An 18,613-nucleotide genomic window follows, 5' to 3' on the forward strand; every position below is an offset into this window, starting at 1 on the left:
TCGAGGGACCGAGCGGCCTGCGGCACCTGGAAGGTGCAGGCGGCACACCGGTCTATGAAGTGTCGCGGCGGCGGCTGGTCTGGCCGAACGGGGCCGAAGGATTCGCCTTTTCCGCCGAGGACCCGGACAGTTTGCGCGGGCCGCAATTCGATGCAGCCTGGTGCGACGAGCTGGGCGCCTGGGCCAAGGGCGAGGCGGTGTGGGACAATCTGCAAATGGGGCTGCGGCTTGGGCTGGGGCCGCGCTGTGTGGCGACGACCACGCCGCGCCCGGTGGACCTGGTGAAGCGGCTGGTGGGCGCGCCGGACAGCGTGATGACGCGCAGCGCGACGCGGGAGAATGCGGCGAACCTGTCACCCGGTTTCGTGACGGCGATGGAGACCGCCTATGGCAATTCATTACTGGCGCGGCAGGAATTGATAGGCGAGCTGATCGCCGACCCGGAAGGCGCACTCTTTGTACGCAGCAAGATCGAACAGTCGCGCGTGTTCGCCGCGCCTGCAATGGCAGACATTGTCGTGGCCGTGGATCCGCCAGCGACGAGCGGGCCAAGGGCGGATGCGTGCGGGATCGTGGCGGAGGCAGCCGGGTTCGGCCAGCGCTGCTTCGTGCTGGGCGATGCGTCGGCGCCGGGCCTGCGCCCGCATGACTGGGCGAGCCGGGCGGTGGCACTGGCCGAGGCCGTGGGGGCGTCGATGATCATTGCCGAAGCGAACCAGGGCGGCGAGATGGTGCGACAGACGCTGATGAGCGCGGGCTGCCGGTTGCCGGTGCGGCTGGTGCATGCACGCCTCGGCAAGCGGGCGCGTGCCCTGCCGGTGGCGCTATTGTACGAGCAAGGCAAGGTGGCGCATGTCGGCCTGCTGGCAACGCTGGAGGACCAGATGTGCCGGTTCGGGGCCGAAGGGTTCACCGGCTCGCCGGACCGGGTGGATGCGCTGGTCTGGGCGGTGTGGGCGCTGATGCTGGAACGCGGCGAGGGGCCGCGCATCCGGCCGCTCTAGTTGCCGGCGCGGAAGGACTTGCGGCCGAAATAGCTGTTCTTGGGCGTGTCATCATCGGTGGGCGGTGTGTCGTCAGGCGTGTCGTCCGCAGGGGCGGCTTCGGTGACGGTCGGCTCGCCGGCCATGACCTTGCGGATATGCGCGACGGCGGCGCCCGCGGTGGAGACTTCGAAATCGTCGACCGCCTTGTCGATGCGTCGGGCGAGCAGGCGGGCCTGATGGGCGGAGAGTTTCTTGAGTTCGGTCTCGAATATCTCGGTGCCGACGGCATCGCGCAGGGCGATCATGTCATCGCATGTCTGGCCGCCCGCATTCCTCAGCTTGCGGACGAGCAGGCCGGTGGCGGCGGCAAAGTCCTTGTCGAGCAGCTTGCCGAAACGGTCGCGATTATCGAGCAGGGCAGCCAGTGCGGCGGTGCCCCCGGTCGCCGTCAGTCCGCTCATTTCAGCCGCTCCTGAACTTCCTTGAGAAGCTTGTCGATAATGCCGAGCGCTTCGCCGGGCCATTTGGCGGCGAGGGTCGGGTCCGGGCCGAGCTCGATCGGGTTGGACGCGAAGCCGGACTTGAGCGGGATGACGGTGTTGAACATTTCGAATTCGGCTTCCTTGGAATTCGCCGCTTCGCGCATGGCCTGGAGAACCACTTTCTGGTGGGGCGTGTCGTCGTATCGCGTGGCCAGCACGACGGGGAGGCTTTCGATATCCCTGTCTCGCAAATTCTGCATGATGTCGCCAGTGAAGAGGTCGAGGCCTAGCGTCGACATGAAGTCCGGGATCGTCGGGACGATAATCAGGTGGCTGGCGGCGAGCACGCTTTCGGTCATCACCGAGATGCCGGGCGGGCAATCGCAGATGATGACGTCGTAATCGGCTTTCAGGAGATTGAAATCGTCGCGCAGGCGGCGGCCGACCTGGCCCTGCAGGGCTTCCATCGAATATTTCTTGGCGGTGAGCTCGTAGATCAGCTCGCGCTCGGTCTTGCGCAGGCGGGGCGAGGACGGGATCAGGTCGAGCGGCAGAGACTTGCCATTATATGTGACGTCGCTGGCATTGGTGACGACAAATTCGGACAGGCGCTTCTGCTCGCCGGCAAAGAAATTCTCCAGCAGCCAGTCGGAAATCGTCGCGTATTCATTGATCGCCTGGAACAGGTGTTCGTCGCCCTCGTGGCCATAGACGAGCAGGGACGCGTTGGCCTGGGTGTCGAGATCGACGACGAGCGTGCGGCGACCGGACGCCGCGTAGGCTTCGGCGAGGCTGACGCAGGTGGTTGTCTTGCCGACACCGCCTTTCGAGTTTGCGATCGAGATCACGTGTGCCGACATAATGTTAGCTCCTCTTCCCCTGTCACAATCGCGGCACAAAGCAGATTTGGCCCCGCATGGCTATTGCCTGCGCGTGGAAAAATGCAGGAGCCGGAGGCCGTTTTCCATCAGCTTTCGAATGTAATGCCCGAGGATTCCTTGAGAAATCGGTTTTCTTCTCCGACCGGGGGCCTGGCCGGGTTAAATTCGCCACATCGGAAGACGTTCCCATGGAAGCGAGGCGCGACATGAACATGAGCTGGCCCTTTGCACGGACACGGCGAGAATCGAAGGCCGCTGTGCCGCTGGTTGCCCTGTCACAGTTGGGCTCTCCGGTTTGGGGCGGGCGCGACGCAGCAGCGCTGACGCAGGACGGCTATTTGCGCAATGCGGTGGCCTATCGCTGTGTGCGCATGGTGGCGGAAGCCGCGGCCAGCGTACCGCTGGTGACGGCGCATGACGGGGCGGCGAAATTGCTGCGCCAGCCGGCGCCCGACATGGGGGGCGAGCTTTCTCGAGGGCGTCTACACGCAAGTCCAGCTGGCCGGGAACGCCTTTGTCGAGGCGGTGCAGATCGACGGACGGACGGGCATTGCGGCGCTGTTCGCGCTGCGGTCCGAAGCCATGCGGCCGGTGACGAATGCGGGCTGGGAACTGATCCAGTTTGCCAGCGCCGAACTGGTGGGCGTGGATACATGGGAATTGAGTGGCCTGTTGCGGGGGCAGCAGGGCAGCATGAGCGGGTCTGCGGAGACTGATGCGCGGTTGGTCCTGGTGGACGCGGCTGTGGTGCGCGCGTCGGTCGGCCCGGGCGAAGTCGGGCTGGGCATGGACTGGCGCGCGGCGGCGGGGGAGGTTGCGACCTCGCTGGTCTTTGAGGATGTGGCTGGCTTGCCGTGGCCGGTGGCGCACCTGCGGCGGTCAGGCGACCAGCTACAGTGGATTCGGTGCGGCGCAGACGTGGCCGAGAGCTGGACGTTTCCCGAGGCAGCGAATGAGGGGCGGTTTGCCGTGGAAGTGGATACTGGCAGCGGGTTTGGAAGCCGGTTTGACGTGGCTGTGTCGGAGGCGCCGCTTCCCGGCAGCGCAACTGCAGCGCGGGTGGCTGAAATTGGCACTGATGGTCGCACCGGGCCATGGGTTTCAATCGGGCCCGGAACACCCTAACTCTGTCCGGAACTGATTTCGTCGCAAAGATAAGGAAGACCTGCCCTTGGCCCTGGATCCCTACACCGTGCTTGGCGTTCCCCGCACCGCGAGTGAGGGCGAGATCAAAAAAGCCTATCGCAACAAGGCGAAAGCCCTGCATCCAGACCTGCATCCTGACGATTCCAAGAAGATGGAAGAGTTCAAGCGCGTGTCTCAAGCCTGGGATATCCTTGGCGACAAGGCGAAGAAGGCCAAGTTCGACCGGGGTGAAATCGATGGCGACGGCAACCCGGCTGGATTTCCGGGTGGCGGGCCAGGAGGATTTCCCGGCGGCGGCAGCCATCGTTGGGAATCGCGCGGCGGTCGTCCGTTCGACGGCGCGCAGGGCGATCCGTTTGAAGATATCCTGGGTGGCATGTTCGGGGGTGGCGGGCGTCGGCGCAATCCGGGCCCGCAAAAGGGCCGCGACATACGATACCGGGTGGAAATCTCGTTCGAGGATTCCGTCACGGGCGCGCGTCGCCGCATGACCATGGCAGACGGCACCGCGCTGGACGTCAATATCCCGGCAGGTATCGATACCGGACAGACGCTGCGCCTCAAGAGCCAGGGCCAGCCCTCGCCCAATGGTGGCGCCCCGGGCGATGCACTGCTGGAAGTGGAAGTGCGCCCCAGCACGATCTGGGAGCGCGACGGCAAGGACTTGCGCATGACGGTGCCCATCAGCCTGAAGACGGCGGTGATGGGGGGCAGTGTCGAGGTCAGGACGCCCTCAGGCCCTGTGACGCTGAAGGTCCCGGCCGGTTCGAACTCGGATGCTCAGCTTCGCCTGCGCGGCAAAGGCATACAGACAAGTACGCCGGGAAACCTGTATGCGCGGCTGAAGATCATGCTAGACGATCCGAACGATCCCGGCCTGAAGAAGTGGGCCGAAGGCAAGTAATGCCGGATACCAGCGTCAGGCTGCATCCGAGGACTCAATGCCAATCGGTCGACCGGACCAGTTTTGTTCGATGTTCAGGGGCTGGGGCCGGGCGATAAGATAGCCCTGCAATTCTTCACAGGCGAGCCGCGCGAGCGCCGCCGCCTGGTCCTCGGTTTCGACCCCTTCGGCCACGACCGGTATTTTCAGCGCATGCGCCAGATGGATGATCGATTCCACGATGGCCCGTGATTTGCGGTCGGCATTCATTGCCGCCACGAAGGACCGATCGATCTTGATCCGATCAAACGGGAATATCTGGACATGGCTCATTGATGAAAAGCCGGTACCAAAATCGTCCAGTGCGATCTGGACGCCGATCGCCTTGAGGTCGTTCAGGACGGCGACGGCCAGCAACGTGTTCTGGATCAACGCGGACTCAGTGATTTCGAGTTCGAGACGACGTGGCGTGATGCCGCTGCCTTCAAGGGCCAGTCGGACGTTCTCAACGAGATCGGGATCGAGAAATTGCCTTGCCGACAGATTGACGGCGACGGTTATGTTCTCGTCCCATGTGGCAGCCGCTTCGCAGGCGGCGCGCAGGGTCCATTTTCCGATCTGGTTGATCAGCAGGCTCTGTTCTGCGATGGGAATGAACTGGTCAGGATACACAAGTCCATGGTCGGGTCGGTGCCACCGGATCAATGCCTCCTGACCGAGGATCGCGCGTGTGCGACTGCAGACCTTGGGTTGATAGTGGAGCTCGAACTGTTCCAGCATGATCGCCTTGTGGAGGGCCGTTTCCAGCGCGCGGCGGTCTTCGTGTTCGCGGTGCAGACGGCGATCATAGAAGCGGTAACATCCGCGCCCTGATTTCTTGGCGGAATAGAGTGCCCGGTCGGCGGACGTGAGCACTCTTGTCAGGCCGCCTGATTGCGGCACGCCCACGGAGATGCCGATGCTGGCGCCGACCGAAAGTACGCGCTGGCCAAGATTGATCGGCTTGGAAATGGCGGCGAGAAGCGAGGCGGCGGTCGCTTCGACCTGCGCCTTGTCTGTGCGACCGCGCACGATAACAGCAAATTCGTCTCCGCTGAGGCGTGCGACGAGGTCACCCTTGCGGAGGCTATGGGCCATGCGACGCGCCATCGTTTTCAACAGCAGGTCACCGGCCTGGTGCCCGAACTGGTCATTCACTTCCTTGAAATCATCAATATCGATGATCATCACGGCAAGACCGTAAACGGTGGCTGGATTATTCTTGATGGCGGATGAGAGCGCCATGTTGAAGGTGACGCGATTGGCCAGGCCGGTCAGCGCGTCGCGATAGGCCAGGGCGCGCACCTTGGCTTCGTTTCGGATGCGCTCGGTCTGATCGTGCACGGCAAACACGATGAAGGAGCCAGCATTGTCGGAGATCGCGCGGCTCTTGATATCGACAATCATCCGGCTGCCATTGGCGAACGTGAGTGATCGTTCAGGTAGATTCTGGTCCGTGAGCAGGGACAGGTCCGTGAGGTCATCCATCTGCAGCAAGTCGGTTATCTGGCGACCGCAGAGCGCGTCGCGCGGTGTATCGAGCATGGTCTGGGCCGTCAGGTTCGCCTCGACCACCTTGCCGTTGCTGGAGACGACGAACAGGCCTTCCAGGGCCGAGTCCGCGAGCAAGGACAGTTTGCGTTTTTCCTGGCTTCGCATGGACTGAATCAGGCGGTCGAGGCCGACAGCCAGCGCGGCCACAATGAGAATGAGCCCTACGGCCAAAGCAATCACGAATCCGACATGGCCGGTGCTTAGCACCCAGACGGGGGTCGCTAGCCCTTTGATGGGAATGAGCGTGGTGCCCGCTGCGCCGATGAAGTGGATCGACGCGACGGCGAAGAGGCTGGTTAGCCAGGCGACGCCACTGCCAAGTCGCGGTGACTTGAGCAATCCGGCAAAATAGGTGCCCGAGAAGCTGATAAAGCCGAAACCGAATGCCACAAGATTGAACACAGGATCGTATTCAATAATGGCCGAAGCCTTCAGGGCGCTCATGCCAAAGAAGTGCATCGCGGCAACCGAAGCTGTCGCGAAAACGGCGCATCCGAACCGGCGCGCCACAGTCATTCCCGGCGTCAATGCGGTCTTTCCGGGCGTCAGCAGGACCGCCGTCGCAATGAAGCCTGCAATCGTGATGAGGGGCGACAGGATCGTGATCCAGCCGTCAAACTCGACGGCGAAACCCGGGCGATATCCCAGAAGGGCAATGAAATGTGTCGCCCAGGCGCCGATACCCATGACTGTGCCGGATGCGATCATCCAGATGAACTGTCCGCGTCGTGACTGGGCGACCAGGCTGCGAACAAAGACGACCTGTGCGCACGCGCTGCTGAAGCCGAGAACGAGCGTCGACATCAACACGTGGATGAAATCGTGTTCATTCGCGATGCAATTGAAAACATAATACATTTTGAACGAGTCTTCGGCTTGTGACCGTAGACAAAACCATTTTAGTGGTTACCAAAATCAAAATCTCGCTGCATTCAGAGGTTGCGGCCCGGTAGCGTGAACACTTCTGTATCAGATGTTCACTTCACATTCAGGGCTTTGGCCCTATACGCTGGGCCCATGAAGCGGTTTTTTGCCTCCCTTGCAGCCATGGCGCTGTTGTCTGCCGGACCTGCGATTGCGCAGGGCTGGGGCGATTCCTTTTCGCCGGGCCAGGCACGCGACGCTGTGCGCGATGGCAAGACCGTGCCGTTAAGCAAGATTTTCCAGATGCTGAAACGCGAATATGGCGGTTACCAGCTGGGCGCAGACCTTGTTTCAAAACAAGGCGGCGGAGCAGAATATCACATAGACTGGATGACAGGTGACGGGCGCAAGATGCGCTTTGTCGTCGACGCCCAGTCCGGATCGATCACGGATCGGCGCGGCGCGTGATCCGAGTTAACCCGTTGTACGGAAGGTAATTTCCATGCGTATCCTAGTAGTTGAAGACGACGCCGACCTGCGCCGCCAGTTGGCCGATGTGCTGTCCCAGTCGGGCTATGCCGTCGACCTCGCGGCGGATGGCGAGGACGGACACTTCCTCGGCGATACCGAACCCTATGATGCGGTGATCCTCGACCTTGGCCTGCCCAAGATGGACGGGGTGAGCATCCTGAAGAAATGGCGCGCGGACGGAAAATCTTTCCCCGTTCTGATCCTGACGGCGCGAGACCAGTGGAGCGAGAAGGTGGCAGGCTTTGACGCCGGCGCCGACGATTACCTGGCCAAGCCGTTCGTGACGGAAGAATTGCTGGCACGCCTGCGGGCGCTGTTGCGCCGGGCCGCCGGGCATTCGGCCGCGACGCTGGAAGCCGGCAAGCTGATGGTCGACACGCGCGCTGCGCGGGCGATGGTCAATGGCGAGCCGATCAAGCTGACGGCGCACGAATATCGTGTTCTTTCCTACCTGATGCACCATCAGGGCCGGGTCGTGCCGCGCACGGAACTGGTCGAGCATATCTATGACCAGGATTTCGATCGCGACTCGAACACGATCGAAGTGTTCATCGGGCGCCTGCGCCGCAAGATCGGCGTTGAGCGTATCCAGACCGAGCGCGGTCTTGGCTATCGCCTGATCGTTCCCGAGAACGAGGCGCGCGTTGCAGGATAGGCACCTGGCGTGCCAGACCGTCTGAATGGATAGATCGGGCAACCCCGTCACGCGTTTCATAGATCGCTGGCCTGGCGTTTCGCTGGCCCGGCGGATGATGCTTGCGGCGGCGCTGTGGGGGCTGGTGGTCCTGATCGGCGGCGCGCTGGCCCTGTCGGCGCTGTACCGCGCGCAGACCCTGTCCCTTCTGGAAGAAGATCTCGAACAGACATTGGTCACCCTGACGCGGGAGATGACCCAGGAAGGTGCCTTCCTTGAAGATGGCCAGGTGACTGACGCCGAACGCGAATTCCTGTCGCATGACGCCCGGTTCCAGACACAGTATTCGGGACAGTACTGGGCCGTGGTCAGCTTGACGCCGGACCTCGCCATCCAGGGGGATTTGCGTTCCAAAAGCTTGTGGGATGAACCTGTGCCGGTGACGTCCGAGCAGATCCGCCGGGCGGTTGCTGAACCGGGGATGGCGCAATTTGCGGATTTTGACGGACCGGCCGAACAGCGCGTTCGGGTCGCAGCCAAGGCGATCATCCTCGAGAACAGGGACACACCGCTGGTGCTGGTTGCCGCTGCCGACCGCACGCCGAATGATGCAGCCGCCACTCGTTTTCGCAGCATGCTCCTGGGGACGATGATTGCCCTGTTCGGCGGCGTGTTCGCGGCGATGGTGGCCGGCATCCGGTTTTCGCTGCAGCCGCTGAAGCGGATCGAGCACGACATCGCGGATATCCGTGCGGGCACACGGCAGACCTTGCGGGAAGGCTATCCGATCGAAGTTCGTCCCCTGACGGAGGAACTGAACAAGCTGATCGGCCACAATCGTGATGTGGTCGAGCGGGCCCGGACGCATGTCGGCAATCTTGCGCATGCGCTGAAAACCCCGATTGCGGTGCTGCGCAACGAGGCAAAGGGCGAAACGCAGCTGGACGATGTCGTGCGGCGGCAGACCGAATCCATGCATGCGAACGTCGAGCACTATTTGAAGCGCGCGCGGATGGCGGCGCGGGCCGAGACGCTGGGCGCGCGCACGGATGTGACGCCGGTGGTCGAGGCGCTTGCCCGGTTGCTGAACCGGCTTTTCGATGCCAAGGGCATCAATGTCAGCGTCATGGGTGATACGGGCGCCGTGTTTCGCGGCGAGAAACAGGATTTCGAGGAAATGATCGGCAACCTGATGGACAATGCCTGCAAGTGGGCGAAGGCCGACGTGCTGGTGCGGATTTCGGACGCGCCGCAGGAACTGGTGATCGATGTCGAGGATGACGGGCCGGGCCTGTCGCCCGTGGAGCGCGAAGGTGCACTGAAGCGCGGCGTGCGGCTGGACGAAACGATACCCGGCACGGGTCTTGGCCTGTCGATCGTCACCGAGCTGGCCGGACTGCACAAGGGCCGGCTTGAACTGGACCAGAGCGCACAGGGCGGCCTGCGCGCACGGCTGAGGTTTCCGAAATCATGACCCGTATCCAGATGCTCATCGTCGCGGTTTGCCTGGCGCTTGGCGTGGGTGGGTATCTTGTCATCGGGCGGCCGGGCATGGCCGACCAGCCAATGGCCGAACGCCAGCACGAGATCGTGGAAAAGATACGCACCGCGCCGGAAACGCTGACAGCAGCGGAAACGCTGGCGCGGCTCGAACAGACCGCCGTCGACCAACCGGACGCGCCAGAACCCCATTATTTCATCGGTGAAGTCCTGCGTGCCCAGAATCGCCCGGAAGATGCGGCGCGGGCCTACCAATCGGCCCTGCGGCGGGACGCGACATATGTGCCTGCCCTGGTCGGACTGGCACAGGTGCTGGTCGAGATGGGCGACGGCGCGGTTGGCCCGGACGCTGCCCGGCTGTTTGCGCGGGCGTACGAACTGGACGACACGCAGGTGCAGGCAGGCATGTGGGCGGCCATGGGGGCCGCGCAGGCCGGCGATCAGGAAAAGGCTGCGCAGATGATGCGGGCCGTATTCGCCAAATTGCCGCCTGACGATCCGCGCCGCGACCGCTTCGGAGCGATGCTGGACGTGATTGGCGAGGGCGAGGCGCTTCCCGAAGAATAGCGCCAAGCGCGCTGCTGCATCTGCCGCACTGTCAATTCTGGCGGTTGCCAGTATACACTGACGGGATGAGAGCCCGGACCCGCAGATTGTGGACATTCGCCGTTGCCGCCGCCCTTTTGCTGGCCGCTGCGACGCTCGCTTTCGTCGCGCTGCGGCAGAATGCGAACCTTTTCTACACCCCTGAAGTTCTTGCGGAAAATGGTATTCCGGAGATCGGCAAGGACGTGAAGGTCGGCGGTTGGGTGGAACCTGGTTCGCTCACCTATCCGGGCGATGGCAGCGAGATGGTGTTTACTGTCATCGACAATAGCCCCGCGACGATCACCGTAAGCTTTACGGGTATCGCGCCGGACCTGTTCCGCGAGGGTCAGGGCGTCGTGGCGATCGGTTCGTTCGATGCGGATGGCAAGTTCACGGCGCGCCAGTTGCTGGCCAAGCATGACGAGAATTACCAGCCGCGCGAGCTGAAGCCGCTGGGCACGGGCCCGGACGCAAGCGCCAGCTGACATGATCGAGATTGGCCACCTTGCGGCATTCCTCGCGCTCGCGGCCTCGCTGACGCAGGGCGTGCTCGGGCTGACCGGCGCGCGGGCGCTGGCGGGACGTGCGGCGATCGTGGCGTTCGTGGTGATGGTGCTGTCGTTTGCGACACTGCTGGTGGCGTTTGCGCAGTCCGACTTCTCGCTGGCCCTGGCGGCCAACAATTCCCACACGCTGAAACCGATGATCTACAAGCTGGCCGGGGTCTGGGGAAACCATGAGGGCTCGATGGCGCTCTGGTGCCTGGTGACGCTGGGCTTCGGTGCGGCGGGGGCGCTGTGGATGCGCACGGGGCGTGATGTGTTCGAGGCGCGAGCGTTGGGCGTACAGGGATGGCTCGCCACGGGGGCGCTGTCCTACCTCCTGTTCGCTTCCTCCCCATATTTGCGGCTCGACCCTGCGCCGCTCCAAGGCGCCGGGCTCAATCCGGTCCTGCAGGACGTGGCGCTCGCCTCGCATCCGCCGATGCTTTATCTCGGCTATGTCGGCTTTTCCTTCGTGTTCGCACTCGCGGCAGCTGGCCTGATGGACGGGCGCATCGACAGGGTATGGGCGAAGGAGGCGAGGCGCTGGGCGCTGGCGGCCTTCATTCCGCTCACGATCGGGATCGCGCTTGGCTCTTACTGGGCCTATTACGAGCTCGGCTGGGGCGGCTGGTGGTTCTGGGATCCGGTCGAGAATGCCTCGCTGATGCCTTGGCTGATCGGGGCGGCGCTGCTGCACTCTGTGGTAGTCACCGAAAAGCGTGGCAGCTTTGCCGCCTGGACCGCATTGCTGGCAGTGCTCGCCTTCCTGTTCTCGATCATGGGCGCCTTCCTTGTGCGCTCCGGTGTGCTGACCTCGGTGCATGCGTTTGCGGTCGACCCGAAGCGCGGGATGCTGCTGCTGGGCGGGCTGGTCGTCTATGGCAGCCTTGCGCTTGGCCTGTTTGCCGTTCGGGCGCCCAAGCTCGACGGCGGCAAGCCGTGGCAGATGCTGAGCCGCGAAGGCGCGCTGGCGACGAACAATGTCGTGCTCGTGGTGGCGGCGCTGACGGTGCTGCTGGGGACATTGTTCCCGCTGATCGCGGAAGCGACCGGGCGGACGATCTCGGTTGGCGAACCCTATTTCCGGCTGACCTTCGTGCCGATGCTGGCCGCGCTGCTGGCGGTCCTGCCGGTGGTACAGGCCTGGACCTGGGGCAAGGCCGATCTCTCGAACGTGTGGAAATGGGCAGCGGGTGGGGTTGGGCTCGTGGTCGTGTTCCTGCTGCTGGGCGTCAACCTGTGGGACATTCCGCTGGGCGCAGCCTTCGGGCTGGCGCTGGCACTCTGGCTGATTTTTGGTGCATTGTGGGAAGTGCGGCGCCGCGCGGTGACGCTGTCCCGGGTGTTCCGGCTTCCTCTCAGGGTGTGGGGCATGACGCTGGCACATATCGGGCTGGGCGTGTTCATCATGGGCGCGGTGGTGGAGACAACGCAGCGCTATGAGGCGACGCTGGCCCTGCCGGCAGGCGGTTCGGGCACTGTGGCGGGATGGAACATCACGCTCAAGGACGTGCACGCGATTGAAGGCCCGAACTGGTACGCCGACAAGGCGGTGCTGACAGCCCGCAAGGGTGGCATAAAGGCCGAGATGGCCCCGACGAAGCGCTACTATCCCGCCTCAAGGATGCCGACTACCGAAACCGCGATTCACAAGACCGGGGCTGGCGACCTCTATATTGCGCTGGGTGACCGGCGTGAGGTGGATGGCGAAACGCGATGGGTGTTCCGGGTCTATTTCAATCCCTTGATCGATCTCGTCTATCTTGGTGTCATGCTGATAGCGTTCGGCGCCTTTTTGAGCCTGGTGCCGCGTCGGAGGACTGCCTGATGGTCTTCAGGACCTTGTTTCTGAGCCTGGTCGCTTTCGGGCTCGCGTTGACCTCAATCGGCCAGGTTCTCGACGACCCGGCCGAGGAGGCGCGGGCGCAGGCGCTGATGCGGGAGCTGCGCTGTGTGGCCTGCGAGAACGAGCCGATCTCGCAATCCTCCGCAGCGATTGCCGAAGACATGCGCGCGCGTGTGCGGGTGATGGTCGGTGAAGGCGCCAGCGATGCCGAGGTGCGCGACTGGTTCGAGAGCCGGTATGGCGAGTTCGTGCTGTTCCGGCCGAAGCGGACAGGCATGGAAGGCTTCATCCTGTGGGGCGCGCCATTCGGTCTGCTCGTCATTGGCGGGCTGATTGCATTCGGTGTGGCACGGCGCCGCAAGGCAGGCGCCGATCCCGTTGTGCCGGACGACATCTAGTCCAGCGGGACCAAAGCCATGTGCGGCGCGGCGAGCCAGACGACCCATCCGCCCAGCGCGATCCACGGACCGAAGGCCATCGGCGTTTCGCCCGACAGGGAGCGCTTGCCAAACAGGCTGGCGGCGACGGCGCCGAGGAGACCCGACACAGACGCGACGAGCAGGACGGGGGCGAGGCCTGGCCAGGCGACCCACATGCCGATGGCTCCGAGCAGCTTTGCGTCGCCCCGGCCGAGCCCGTCGCGCCCGCGCAGGCGCTTGTACGCAAGTTCCAGACCGACCAGCGCGACATAGCCGATGCCAGCGCCGAGCAGGTGATGCAGCCAGAGATCTGGCCGTGTCAAAGCGACCATGATCGCCCCGAACAGAAGGACAGTGAAGGTCAAGGCATCGGGCAGGCGCAGGGTGGCGATATCGATGGCTGACAGGGCGATGAGCAGGGCGCCAAGGCTGAGCGACAGGAGAATCGTTCCGGGCGCAGCCAGCAGCCACGCACTGGCAATCATGACCGGAATGGCAATCGCGAGGACAATGTAGGTGGACTTCATGCTGTGTCGGACCGTTCCGCGCGATTGGGTCTGGTCGCCACGAACGTCATGCAGGCCGGGCAAGTCAAGCCTGTTCACCTTTTCAGTCACGCGAATGCGATGGACGCAGCCTTGCACCCCGGGCCTGTCTCCGCCAGTTCTGTGACTGGACAAATTCAGGGAGCTGACATGTCAGAATCGAACCGCGTTGAATTTCCCGGCCATGATGGCGGCCTTCTGGCGGCGCGGCTGGATACGCCCGTCTTCCGGCCGCACGCCTGGGCCCTGTTCGCCCACTGCTTTTCCTGTTCGAAGGATATTTATGCGGCGCGGGAGATCACGACGGCGCTTGTGAAGCAGGGAATCGGCGTGCTGCGCTTCGATTTTACCGGGCTTGGCAATTCGGAAGGTGATTTTTCGAATACAAATTTCTCGACCAATGTGCAGGACCTCGCGGCGGCGGCCGCATGGCTGCAGCAAGTGCATGGCGGGCCACAATTGCTGATCGGGCATTCACTGGGCGGCGCGGCAGTCGTCGTGGCGGCGCATGAAATTCCGCAAGTGAAGGCGGTCGTCACCATCGGCGCGCCATCGGATGCGGCGCACGTAATCAATGCGATCCGTACGCATGTCGAACAAATCGAAGACGAAGGAGCGGCGGAGGTCCAGCTGGCCGGGCGGCCTTTCGTGCTGAAGCGGCAATTCCTGGATGATGTGCGCGGCGCAAAGGTGACGGAGGCAGCGGCCAGCCTGAGGCGGCCACTGCTGGTCATGCACGCGCCGCTGGACGAGACGGTCGGCATCGACAATGCGACTGTCCTGTTCGTGGCTGCGCGCCATCCGAAATCCTTCATCGGTCTCGACAAGGCGGATCATTTGCTGACATCGCCGGGCGATGCGCAACGGGCCGGGAAAATGATCGCCGCATGGGCTGAGCCCTATATTTTCCAAGCTGGCGCGGCGATGCCGGTGCAGGAAACCGGCGGTACGCGCGATGTCACCGTCACGGAGACAGGGCGCGGGAAATACGAGAATGCCGTTGCGATTGGTGATTTTTCTGCGCTTGCCGACGAGCCGATCGATGTCGGCGGCGGCGGACGCGGGCCGGATCCGTATGAATATGTCTCTGCCGGGCTCGGTGCTTGTACATCAATGACCCTGCGGATGTATGCCGAGCGGAAGGGGTGGCCGCTGGAGCGGGTGTCCGTCTCGATCACCCATAGCAAGGACTATGTCGACGATTGCCAGCATTGCGAGGAAGGGCGGAAGATTGATGTCTTCGACCGCGCGATCACGATCGAGGGAGACCTGGACGGCGACCAGCGCGCCCGACTGATGCAAATCGCGGATAAATGCCCGGTCCACCAGACGCTTGAGGCGGGCGCGCAGGTGCGAACGGTGGAATCCCCGACCAAATCCACCTAACTGACATTTAATGACCACATTGCCTGTGACATGTTTATCTAGGCTATGATCGGCTAACCGACGCAATTTCAGTGACTTGGAGAGACTAATGAAGAAATTTGGCATTTCGAGACAAGCCTTCGTGGCGGCTGTCTTCGGCGCAGCGGCCATGGGCACGCTGGTGCTGTCGCCGAAAATCTTCAGCCCGGAGGCGGGCGCGCAGCCCATTGCCGTCGAGGCGCCCCGAGGTGCACCGCTCAGTTTCGCCGACCTGATCGAACGAGTTGAGCCGGCCGTGGTCAGTGTCAACGTCGTCAGCGAGCGCGAAGTTGGCAAGCTGGCTGATATGGAACAATTCTTCGAACAATTCCGCGGCATGCCCGGATTCGACGAGTTCCTGCAGAATCGCAAGAAGCAGGAAGAAGACAATCCGGAGCCCGAGACCCAGGAAGCGCGTTCGCTTGGGTCGGGCTTCCTGATTTCCAAGGATGGCTACGTCGTCACCAATAATCACGTTGTTGAAAACGCGACCGAGATCAAGGTTACCTTGAAGGATGGGCGCGAACTGGAAGCCGAACTCGTGGGCACCGACTCGCAGACCGACCTCGCTGTCCTGCGCATCAAGGAAAAGGGCGCGTATCCCTATGTCCGTTTCGGCAACTCGCATGACCTTCGCAAGGGCGACTGGGTGGTTGCGCTCGGCAACCCGTTCGGCCTGGGCGGAACGGCGACGGCTGGTATCCTGTCGGCTGACGGTCGCGACATCGGCGCCGGTCCCTACACAGACTTTCTCCAGATCGACGCCTCGATCAACCGGGGCAACTCGGGCGGGCCGACCTTTGACCTCAACGGCAATGTGGTTGGCGTCAATACAGCGATCTTCTCGCCCACAGGCGGATCGGTCGGTATCGGTTTTGCGATCCCGGCGGAACTGGCCAATGAAGTGACGCAGGCGCTGATCAAGGATGGCCGCGTGTCGCGTGGTTGGCTGGGCGTCGCGATCCAGGACCTGACTCCGGACATGGCCGAGGCCCAGGGTCTGAAGGACGAGGAAGGCTCGATCATCGCCGATGTCACCAATGGCAGCCCGGCGGAAAAAGGCGGCCTGCAGCGCGGTGACGTGATCCTGTCGGTGAACGGCCAGAAAGTGACTGATGCCACGACAACGACACGCCTGGTCGGCAAGCTGATTGCGAACACATCGAACAAGTTTGAAGTGCTGCGTGGCGGTAAGCGCCAGACGGTCAGCGTGACCGTGGGCGAACGTCCTGACGATCTGTCGGCAAGCTTCCGTCCGTCACCGGACGCGAAGACTCCGAAAGTGGAAGAGAAGGGCGCCGTCCTCGAAGACTTTGGTGTGACATTCAAACCGCTGGATGATGAGACGCGCACCAAACTGGGCCTGAAAAGTGGTGAGCCCGGCCTGATGATTGTCGACGTTGCCCGCAAGGGCGTGTTCGAGGATGCGGGCCTGCAGGCCGGCATGGTCATCCTGGAAGCCAATAGCCAGCCGGCCGTGTCGGTTGACGCTTTCCAGAAAGCAGTGGCCGACGCCAAGAAGTCTGGCCGCAGCAAAGTGCTCGTCGCCGTACGGATCGGTCAGATTACCAATTACCGAACCCTCGACCTCTCGACAAAAGGATAGGATAGAATGATGCCTGAGACCTTGGTGGAAGATACAGTTGTGGGAGACACTATGCGCGTGCTCGTGATCGAAGATGATGCCGAAATGGCGAGTTTCATCGAGAAGGTTCTCGTTGAAGCCGGCCACAGCGTTGACAAAGCGATTGACGGCGAACGCGGACTGGAACTGGCCCGCTCGACTGATTTCGATGCGCTTGTGGTCGACCGCATGCTGCCCGCCAAGGACGGCCTGACCCTGCTGAAGGAATACCGGGAAGCGGGCGGCAAGACGCCAGCCCTCTTCCTCTCGGCGCTGGGCGATGTCCAGAACCGGGTCCAGGGCTTGAAGGCCGGGGCAGAAGACTACCTGTCTAACCCGTTTGCACCGTCGGAGTTGGCAGCACGCGTCGAAGCCCTTGGCCGCCGTCAGGTTGGCGAGCCGCAGGTGACGTCGCTCAAGGCGGGTGACCTCGAGATGAACCTGCTGACCCGCAAGGTGACGCGGGCCGGCAAGAAAATCGACCTGCAACCGCGCGAATTTCGCCTGCTGGAATACCTCATGCGCCACGCCGGACAGGTCGTGACCCGCACGATGCTGCTCGAAAAGGTCTGGGACTATAATTTCGACCCCCAGACCAATGTCATCGATGTGCATATCTCGCGCCTGCGGGCGAAGATCGACAAGGAGTTCGAAGAACCCTTGCTGCATACGGTGCGCGGTGCCGGGTATCGTCTGCAGGGCTAGACGGCCCGCGTGCGGACTGGCACGAGGCGAGTCATGAAACTCGGCCTGCCGACCTTCCTGAGAACGACGACGTTCAAACTGGCGCTGCTCTACAGCGCCATGTTTGCGGCGTTCTCGGCCGCTTTGCTGGTCTATCTCTACTATTCGACCGTCTATTACATCCGCAACGAATCCGACCGGCGGCTCGACCTCGAGTTCGAGCAGCTCGGCAACGCCTATTATACGGGCGGTATGGAGCGGCTGAGCCAGTCGGTGCTGGAGCGCATGACGCGGACCGGGTCGACCTATTTCTACTATCTCGAGGATTCCTCGGGCCGGAAAATTGCCGGTCACTTCCAGCGGATGCCGGTGGCGCCGCCGGAAGTGGATTCCAAGACGGTCTATTTCGACTTCGACCAGCCCGAACCTGACGGTTCGATGATCGTACGTTCGGCGGCGGGCAAGTTCGTGCGCCTGCGCGACAATGGCGGAGCCCTGCTCGTGGCGTTCGATACGGCGCAGCAGACGGCCATCGTGGTGCGCATCCAGCGCGCCATCTTCATTGCCGCGCCGATCGGGCTGATCCTGTCATTGCTGGGCGGCGTGCTGATTTCACGCGGCGCGGCGAGCCGTGCGGACGAACTGGCGCGCACGGCCGAGGCGGTGATGGGCGGCGAACTGGGGCGGCGGGTGCCGGTGCGCGGATCGGGCGATGAGTTCGACCGGCTGGGCCAGCGCATAAACGCCATGCTCGACCAGATCGAGAAGCTGGTCGATGCAACGCGCCATACGGGCAACGCCATCGCGCATGACCTTCGCTCGCCCCTGTCGCGCCTGCGCAACCGGTTGGAGATCGCGCTGTCCCAGCCCCTGTCGCAGGAGGCCGCCAGCGCGACGCTGAACGAGACCGTCGAGGAAGTGGACCGCGTGCTGGCGACCTTCAACGCCATCCTGCGCCTTGCGCGGCTGGAAGCCGGTGCCGAGGGCGAGCGGGTGCGCATGGATGTCAGCGAACTGGCCGAAGAACTCGCGGAACTGTTCGATCCGGCCTGCGAAGAGGCGGAGCTGACATTCAAGAGCCAGATCGCCCGGCACCTGATGATTCTCGGCGACCGCGACCTGATCGGACAGGCCTTGTCGAACATGTTGGATAATGCGGTGAAATATACGCCGGCAGGAGGGGCGATTTCCTTCACGGCCGTGCGCGGACCCGACGGGACGATCGACCTGACCGTGGTCGACTCCGGGCCCGGTGTGCCGCAGGAGGCGCGCAAGACCGTCGTGCAGCGCTTCCAGCGGCTGGATTCGGCGCGCACGCAACCGGGATCGGGCCTTGGTCTGTCGCTCGTCGACTCGGTCGCAGACATGCATGGCGGCGAACTGATCCTCCAGGATGCAGGCGGGCCGCCCGGCCAGCCCGGCCTGAAGGCGATCCTGCGTCTCCCGCGGGCTTAGCAG

The 18,613-nt window shown here is 63.1% G+C and carries 18 protein-coding genes; 14 read left to right on the forward strand and 4 right to left on the reverse strand.

The window, feature by feature from the left end:
• Nucleotides 1–1,004 (forward strand): terminase family protein (locus AADA04_RS05100; RefSeq protein WP_340692164.1); only part of this gene is annotated, 1,004 nt, incomplete at its 5' end.
• On the opposite strand, the gene AADA04_RS05105 is transcribed toward AADA04_RS05100, so the two are convergent.
• The gene (locus AADA04_RS05105) at nt 1,001–1,447 is read right to left on the reverse strand and encodes a hypothetical protein (RefSeq protein WP_340692165.1); all 447 of its coding nucleotides are present in this window, start codon (nt 1,445–1,447) and stop codon (nt 1,001–1,003) included. The genes AADA04_RS05100 and AADA04_RS05105 overlap by 4 nt on opposite strands.
• The gene (locus AADA04_RS05110) at nt 1,444–2,328 is read right to left on the reverse strand and encodes a ParA family protein (RefSeq protein ID WP_340692166.1); all 885 of its coding nucleotides are present in this window, start codon (nt 2,326–2,328) and stop codon (nt 1,444–1,446) included. The genes AADA04_RS05105 and AADA04_RS05110 overlap by 4 nt, the downstream gene beginning before the upstream one ends.
• Nucleotides 2,329–2,763: 435 nt before the next feature.
• On the opposite strand from AADA04_RS05110, the gene AADA04_RS05115 reads away from it, so the two are divergent.
• Nucleotides 2,764–3,474 carry a hypothetical protein gene (locus AADA04_RS05115; RefSeq protein WP_340692167.1) on the forward strand — a complete coding sequence of 237 codons (711 nt, stop codon included), beginning with the start codon at nt 2,764–2,766 and terminating at the stop codon, nt 3,472–3,474.
• Between the two features lie 46 nt (nt 3,475–3,520).
• Nucleotides 3,521–4,399, forward strand: a complete 879-nt coding sequence (locus AADA04_RS05120; RefSeq protein ID WP_340692168.1) for a DnaJ C-terminal domain-containing protein — start codon at nt 3,521–3,523, stop codon at nt 4,397–4,399.
• Between the two features lie 15 nt (nt 4,400–4,414).
• Here AADA04_RS05120 and AADA04_RS05125 read toward each other — a convergent pair whose 3' ends face one another.
• Nucleotides 4,415–6,829 carry an EAL domain-containing protein gene (locus AADA04_RS05125; RefSeq protein ID WP_340692169.1) on the reverse strand — a complete coding sequence of 805 codons (2,415 nt, stop codon included), beginning with the start codon at nt 6,827–6,829 and terminating at the stop codon, nt 4,415–4,417.
• A gap of 159 nt (nt 6,830–6,988) precedes the next feature.
• On the opposite strand from AADA04_RS05125, the gene AADA04_RS05130 reads away from it, so the two are divergent.
• The 7 genes from AADA04_RS05130 to AADA04_RS05160 all read left to right on the forward strand — a co-directional run bounded on the left by AADA04_RS05130 (nt 6,989) and on the right by AADA04_RS05160 (nt 12,877).
• Nucleotides 6,989–7,303: a peptidase gene (locus tag AADA04_RS05130; protein ID WP_340692170.1), complete on the forward strand. Its 315-nt coding sequence runs from the start codon at nt 6,989–6,991 to the stop codon at nt 7,301–7,303.
• Nucleotides 7,304–7,337: 34 nt separating this feature from the next.
• Nucleotides 7,338–8,021, forward strand: a complete 684-nt coding sequence (locus tag AADA04_RS05135) for a response regulator transcription factor (protein WP_340692171.1) — start codon at nt 7,338–7,340, stop codon at nt 8,019–8,021.
• A 25-nt stretch (nt 8,022–8,046) separates the two neighbouring features.
• Nucleotides 8,047–9,474 (forward strand): ATP-binding protein, encoded by a 1,428-nt coding sequence (locus AADA04_RS05140; protein ID WP_340692172.1) that lies wholly within the window; start codon nt 8,047–8,049, stop codon nt 9,472–9,474.
• A complete protein-coding gene (locus AADA04_RS05145; RefSeq protein ID WP_340692173.1) occupies nt 9,471–10,067 on the forward strand; it encodes a tetratricopeptide repeat protein in 597 nt (198 codons plus the stop codon). The genes AADA04_RS05140 and AADA04_RS05145 overlap by 4 nt, the downstream gene beginning before the upstream one ends.
• 86 nt (nt 10,068–10,153) lie before the next feature.
• The gene (locus AADA04_RS05150; protein ID WP_340692174.1) at nt 10,154–10,573 is read left to right on the forward strand and encodes a cytochrome c maturation protein CcmE; all 420 of its coding nucleotides are present in this window, start codon (nt 10,154–10,156) and stop codon (nt 10,571–10,573) included.
• Nucleotide 10,574: 1 nt separating this feature from the next.
• Nucleotides 10,575–12,461 (forward strand): heme lyase CcmF/NrfE family subunit, encoded by a 1,887-nt coding sequence (locus AADA04_RS05155; protein WP_340692175.1) that lies wholly within the window; start codon nt 10,575–10,577, stop codon nt 12,459–12,461.
• Nucleotides 12,461–12,877 (forward strand): cytochrome c-type biogenesis protein, encoded by a 417-nt coding sequence (locus AADA04_RS05160; RefSeq protein ID WP_340692176.1) that lies wholly within the window; start codon nt 12,461–12,463, stop codon nt 12,875–12,877. The genes AADA04_RS05155 and AADA04_RS05160 overlap by 1 nt, the downstream gene beginning before the upstream one ends.
• Here AADA04_RS05160 and AADA04_RS05165 read toward each other — a convergent pair.
• Nucleotides 12,874–13,425: an A24 family peptidase gene (locus AADA04_RS05165; RefSeq protein WP_340692177.1), complete on the reverse strand. Its 552-nt coding sequence runs from the start codon at nt 13,423–13,425 to the stop codon at nt 12,874–12,876. The two genes, AADA04_RS05160 and AADA04_RS05165, sit on opposite strands and share 4 nt — an antisense overlap.
• 168 nt (nt 13,426–13,593) lie before the next feature.
• On the opposite strand from AADA04_RS05165, the gene AADA04_RS05170 reads away from it, so the two are divergent.
• From AADA04_RS05170 to AADA04_RS05185, 4 genes are all read left to right on the forward strand, one after another.
• Nucleotides 13,594–14,829 (forward strand): bifunctional alpha/beta hydrolase/OsmC family protein, encoded by a 1,236-nt coding sequence (locus AADA04_RS05170; protein ID WP_340692178.1) that lies wholly within the window; start codon nt 13,594–13,596, stop codon nt 14,827–14,829.
• 88 nt (nt 14,830–14,917) lie between these two features.
• A complete protein-coding gene (locus AADA04_RS05175; protein WP_340692179.1) occupies nt 14,918–16,453 on the forward strand; it encodes a Do family serine endopeptidase in 1,536 nt (511 codons plus the stop codon).
• A 6-nt stretch (nt 16,454–16,459) separates the two neighbouring features.
• On the forward strand, nt 16,460–17,176 hold the full coding sequence (locus AADA04_RS05180; RefSeq protein ID WP_340692180.1) for a response regulator transcription factor: 717 nt from the start codon (nt 16,460–16,462) through the stop codon (nt 17,174–17,176).
• A gap of 33 nt (nt 17,177–17,209) precedes the next feature.
• Nucleotides 17,210–18,610 (forward strand): ATP-binding protein, encoded by a 1,401-nt coding sequence (locus tag AADA04_RS05185; RefSeq protein ID WP_340692181.1) that lies wholly within the window; start codon nt 17,210–17,212, stop codon nt 18,608–18,610.
• Nucleotides 18,611–18,613 lie beyond the last annotated feature (3 nt).

The organism is Hyphomonas sp. (assembly GCF_037969335.1).
Lineage (GTDB): Bacteria > Pseudomonadota > Alphaproteobacteria > Caulobacterales > Hyphomonadaceae > Hyphomonas.

Coding starts and splice junctions, on each gene's coding strand:
- AADA04_RS05160 (WP_340692176.1), top strand. CDS start 12,461: ATGGTCTTCAGGACCTTGTTTCTGAGCCTGGTCGCTTTCGGGCTCGCG.
- AADA04_RS05165 (WP_340692177.1), bottom strand. CDS start 13,425: ATGAAGTCCACCTACATTGTCCTCGCGATTGCCATTCCGGTCATGATT.
- AADA04_RS05105 (WP_340692165.1), bottom strand. CDS start 1,447: ATGAGCGGACTGACGGCGACCGGGGGCACCGCCGCACTGGCTGCCCTG.
- AADA04_RS05110 (WP_340692166.1), bottom strand. CDS start 2,328: ATGTCGGCACACGTGATCTCGATCGCAAACTCGAAAGGCGGTGTCGGC.
- AADA04_RS05130 (WP_340692170.1), top strand. CDS start 6,989: ATGAAGCGGTTTTTTGCCTCCCTTGCAGCCATGGCGCTGTTGTCTGCC.
- AADA04_RS05135 (WP_340692171.1), top strand. CDS start 7,338: ATGCGTATCCTAGTAGTTGAAGACGACGCCGACCTGCGCCGCCAGTTG.
- AADA04_RS05180 (WP_340692180.1), top strand. CDS start 16,460: ATGATGCCTGAGACCTTGGTGGAAGATACAGTTGTGGGAGACACTATG.
- AADA04_RS05185 (WP_340692181.1), top strand. CDS start 17,210: ATGAAACTCGGCCTGCCGACCTTCCTGAGAACGACGACGTTCAAACTG.
- AADA04_RS05170 (WP_340692178.1), top strand. CDS start 13,594: ATGTCAGAATCGAACCGCGTTGAATTTCCCGGCCATGATGGCGGCCTT.
- AADA04_RS05155 (WP_340692175.1), top strand. CDS start 10,575: ATGATCGAGATTGGCCACCTTGCGGCATTCCTCGCGCTCGCGGCCTCG.
- AADA04_RS05145 (WP_340692173.1), top strand. CDS start 9,471: ATGACCCGTATCCAGATGCTCATCGTCGCGGTTTGCCTGGCGCTTGGC.
- AADA04_RS05140 (WP_340692172.1), top strand. CDS start 8,047: ATGGATAGATCGGGCAACCCCGTCACGCGTTTCATAGATCGCTGGCCT.
- AADA04_RS05125 (WP_340692169.1), bottom strand. CDS start 6,829: ATGTATTATGTTTTCAATTGCATCGCGAATGAACACGATTTCATCCAC.
- AADA04_RS05115 (WP_340692167.1), top strand. CDS start 2,764: ATGACGGGGCGGCGAAATTGCTGCGCCAGCCGGCGCCCGACATGGGGG.
- AADA04_RS05175 (WP_340692179.1), top strand. CDS start 14,918: ATGAAGAAATTTGGCATTTCGAGACAAGCCTTCGTGGCGGCTGTCTTC.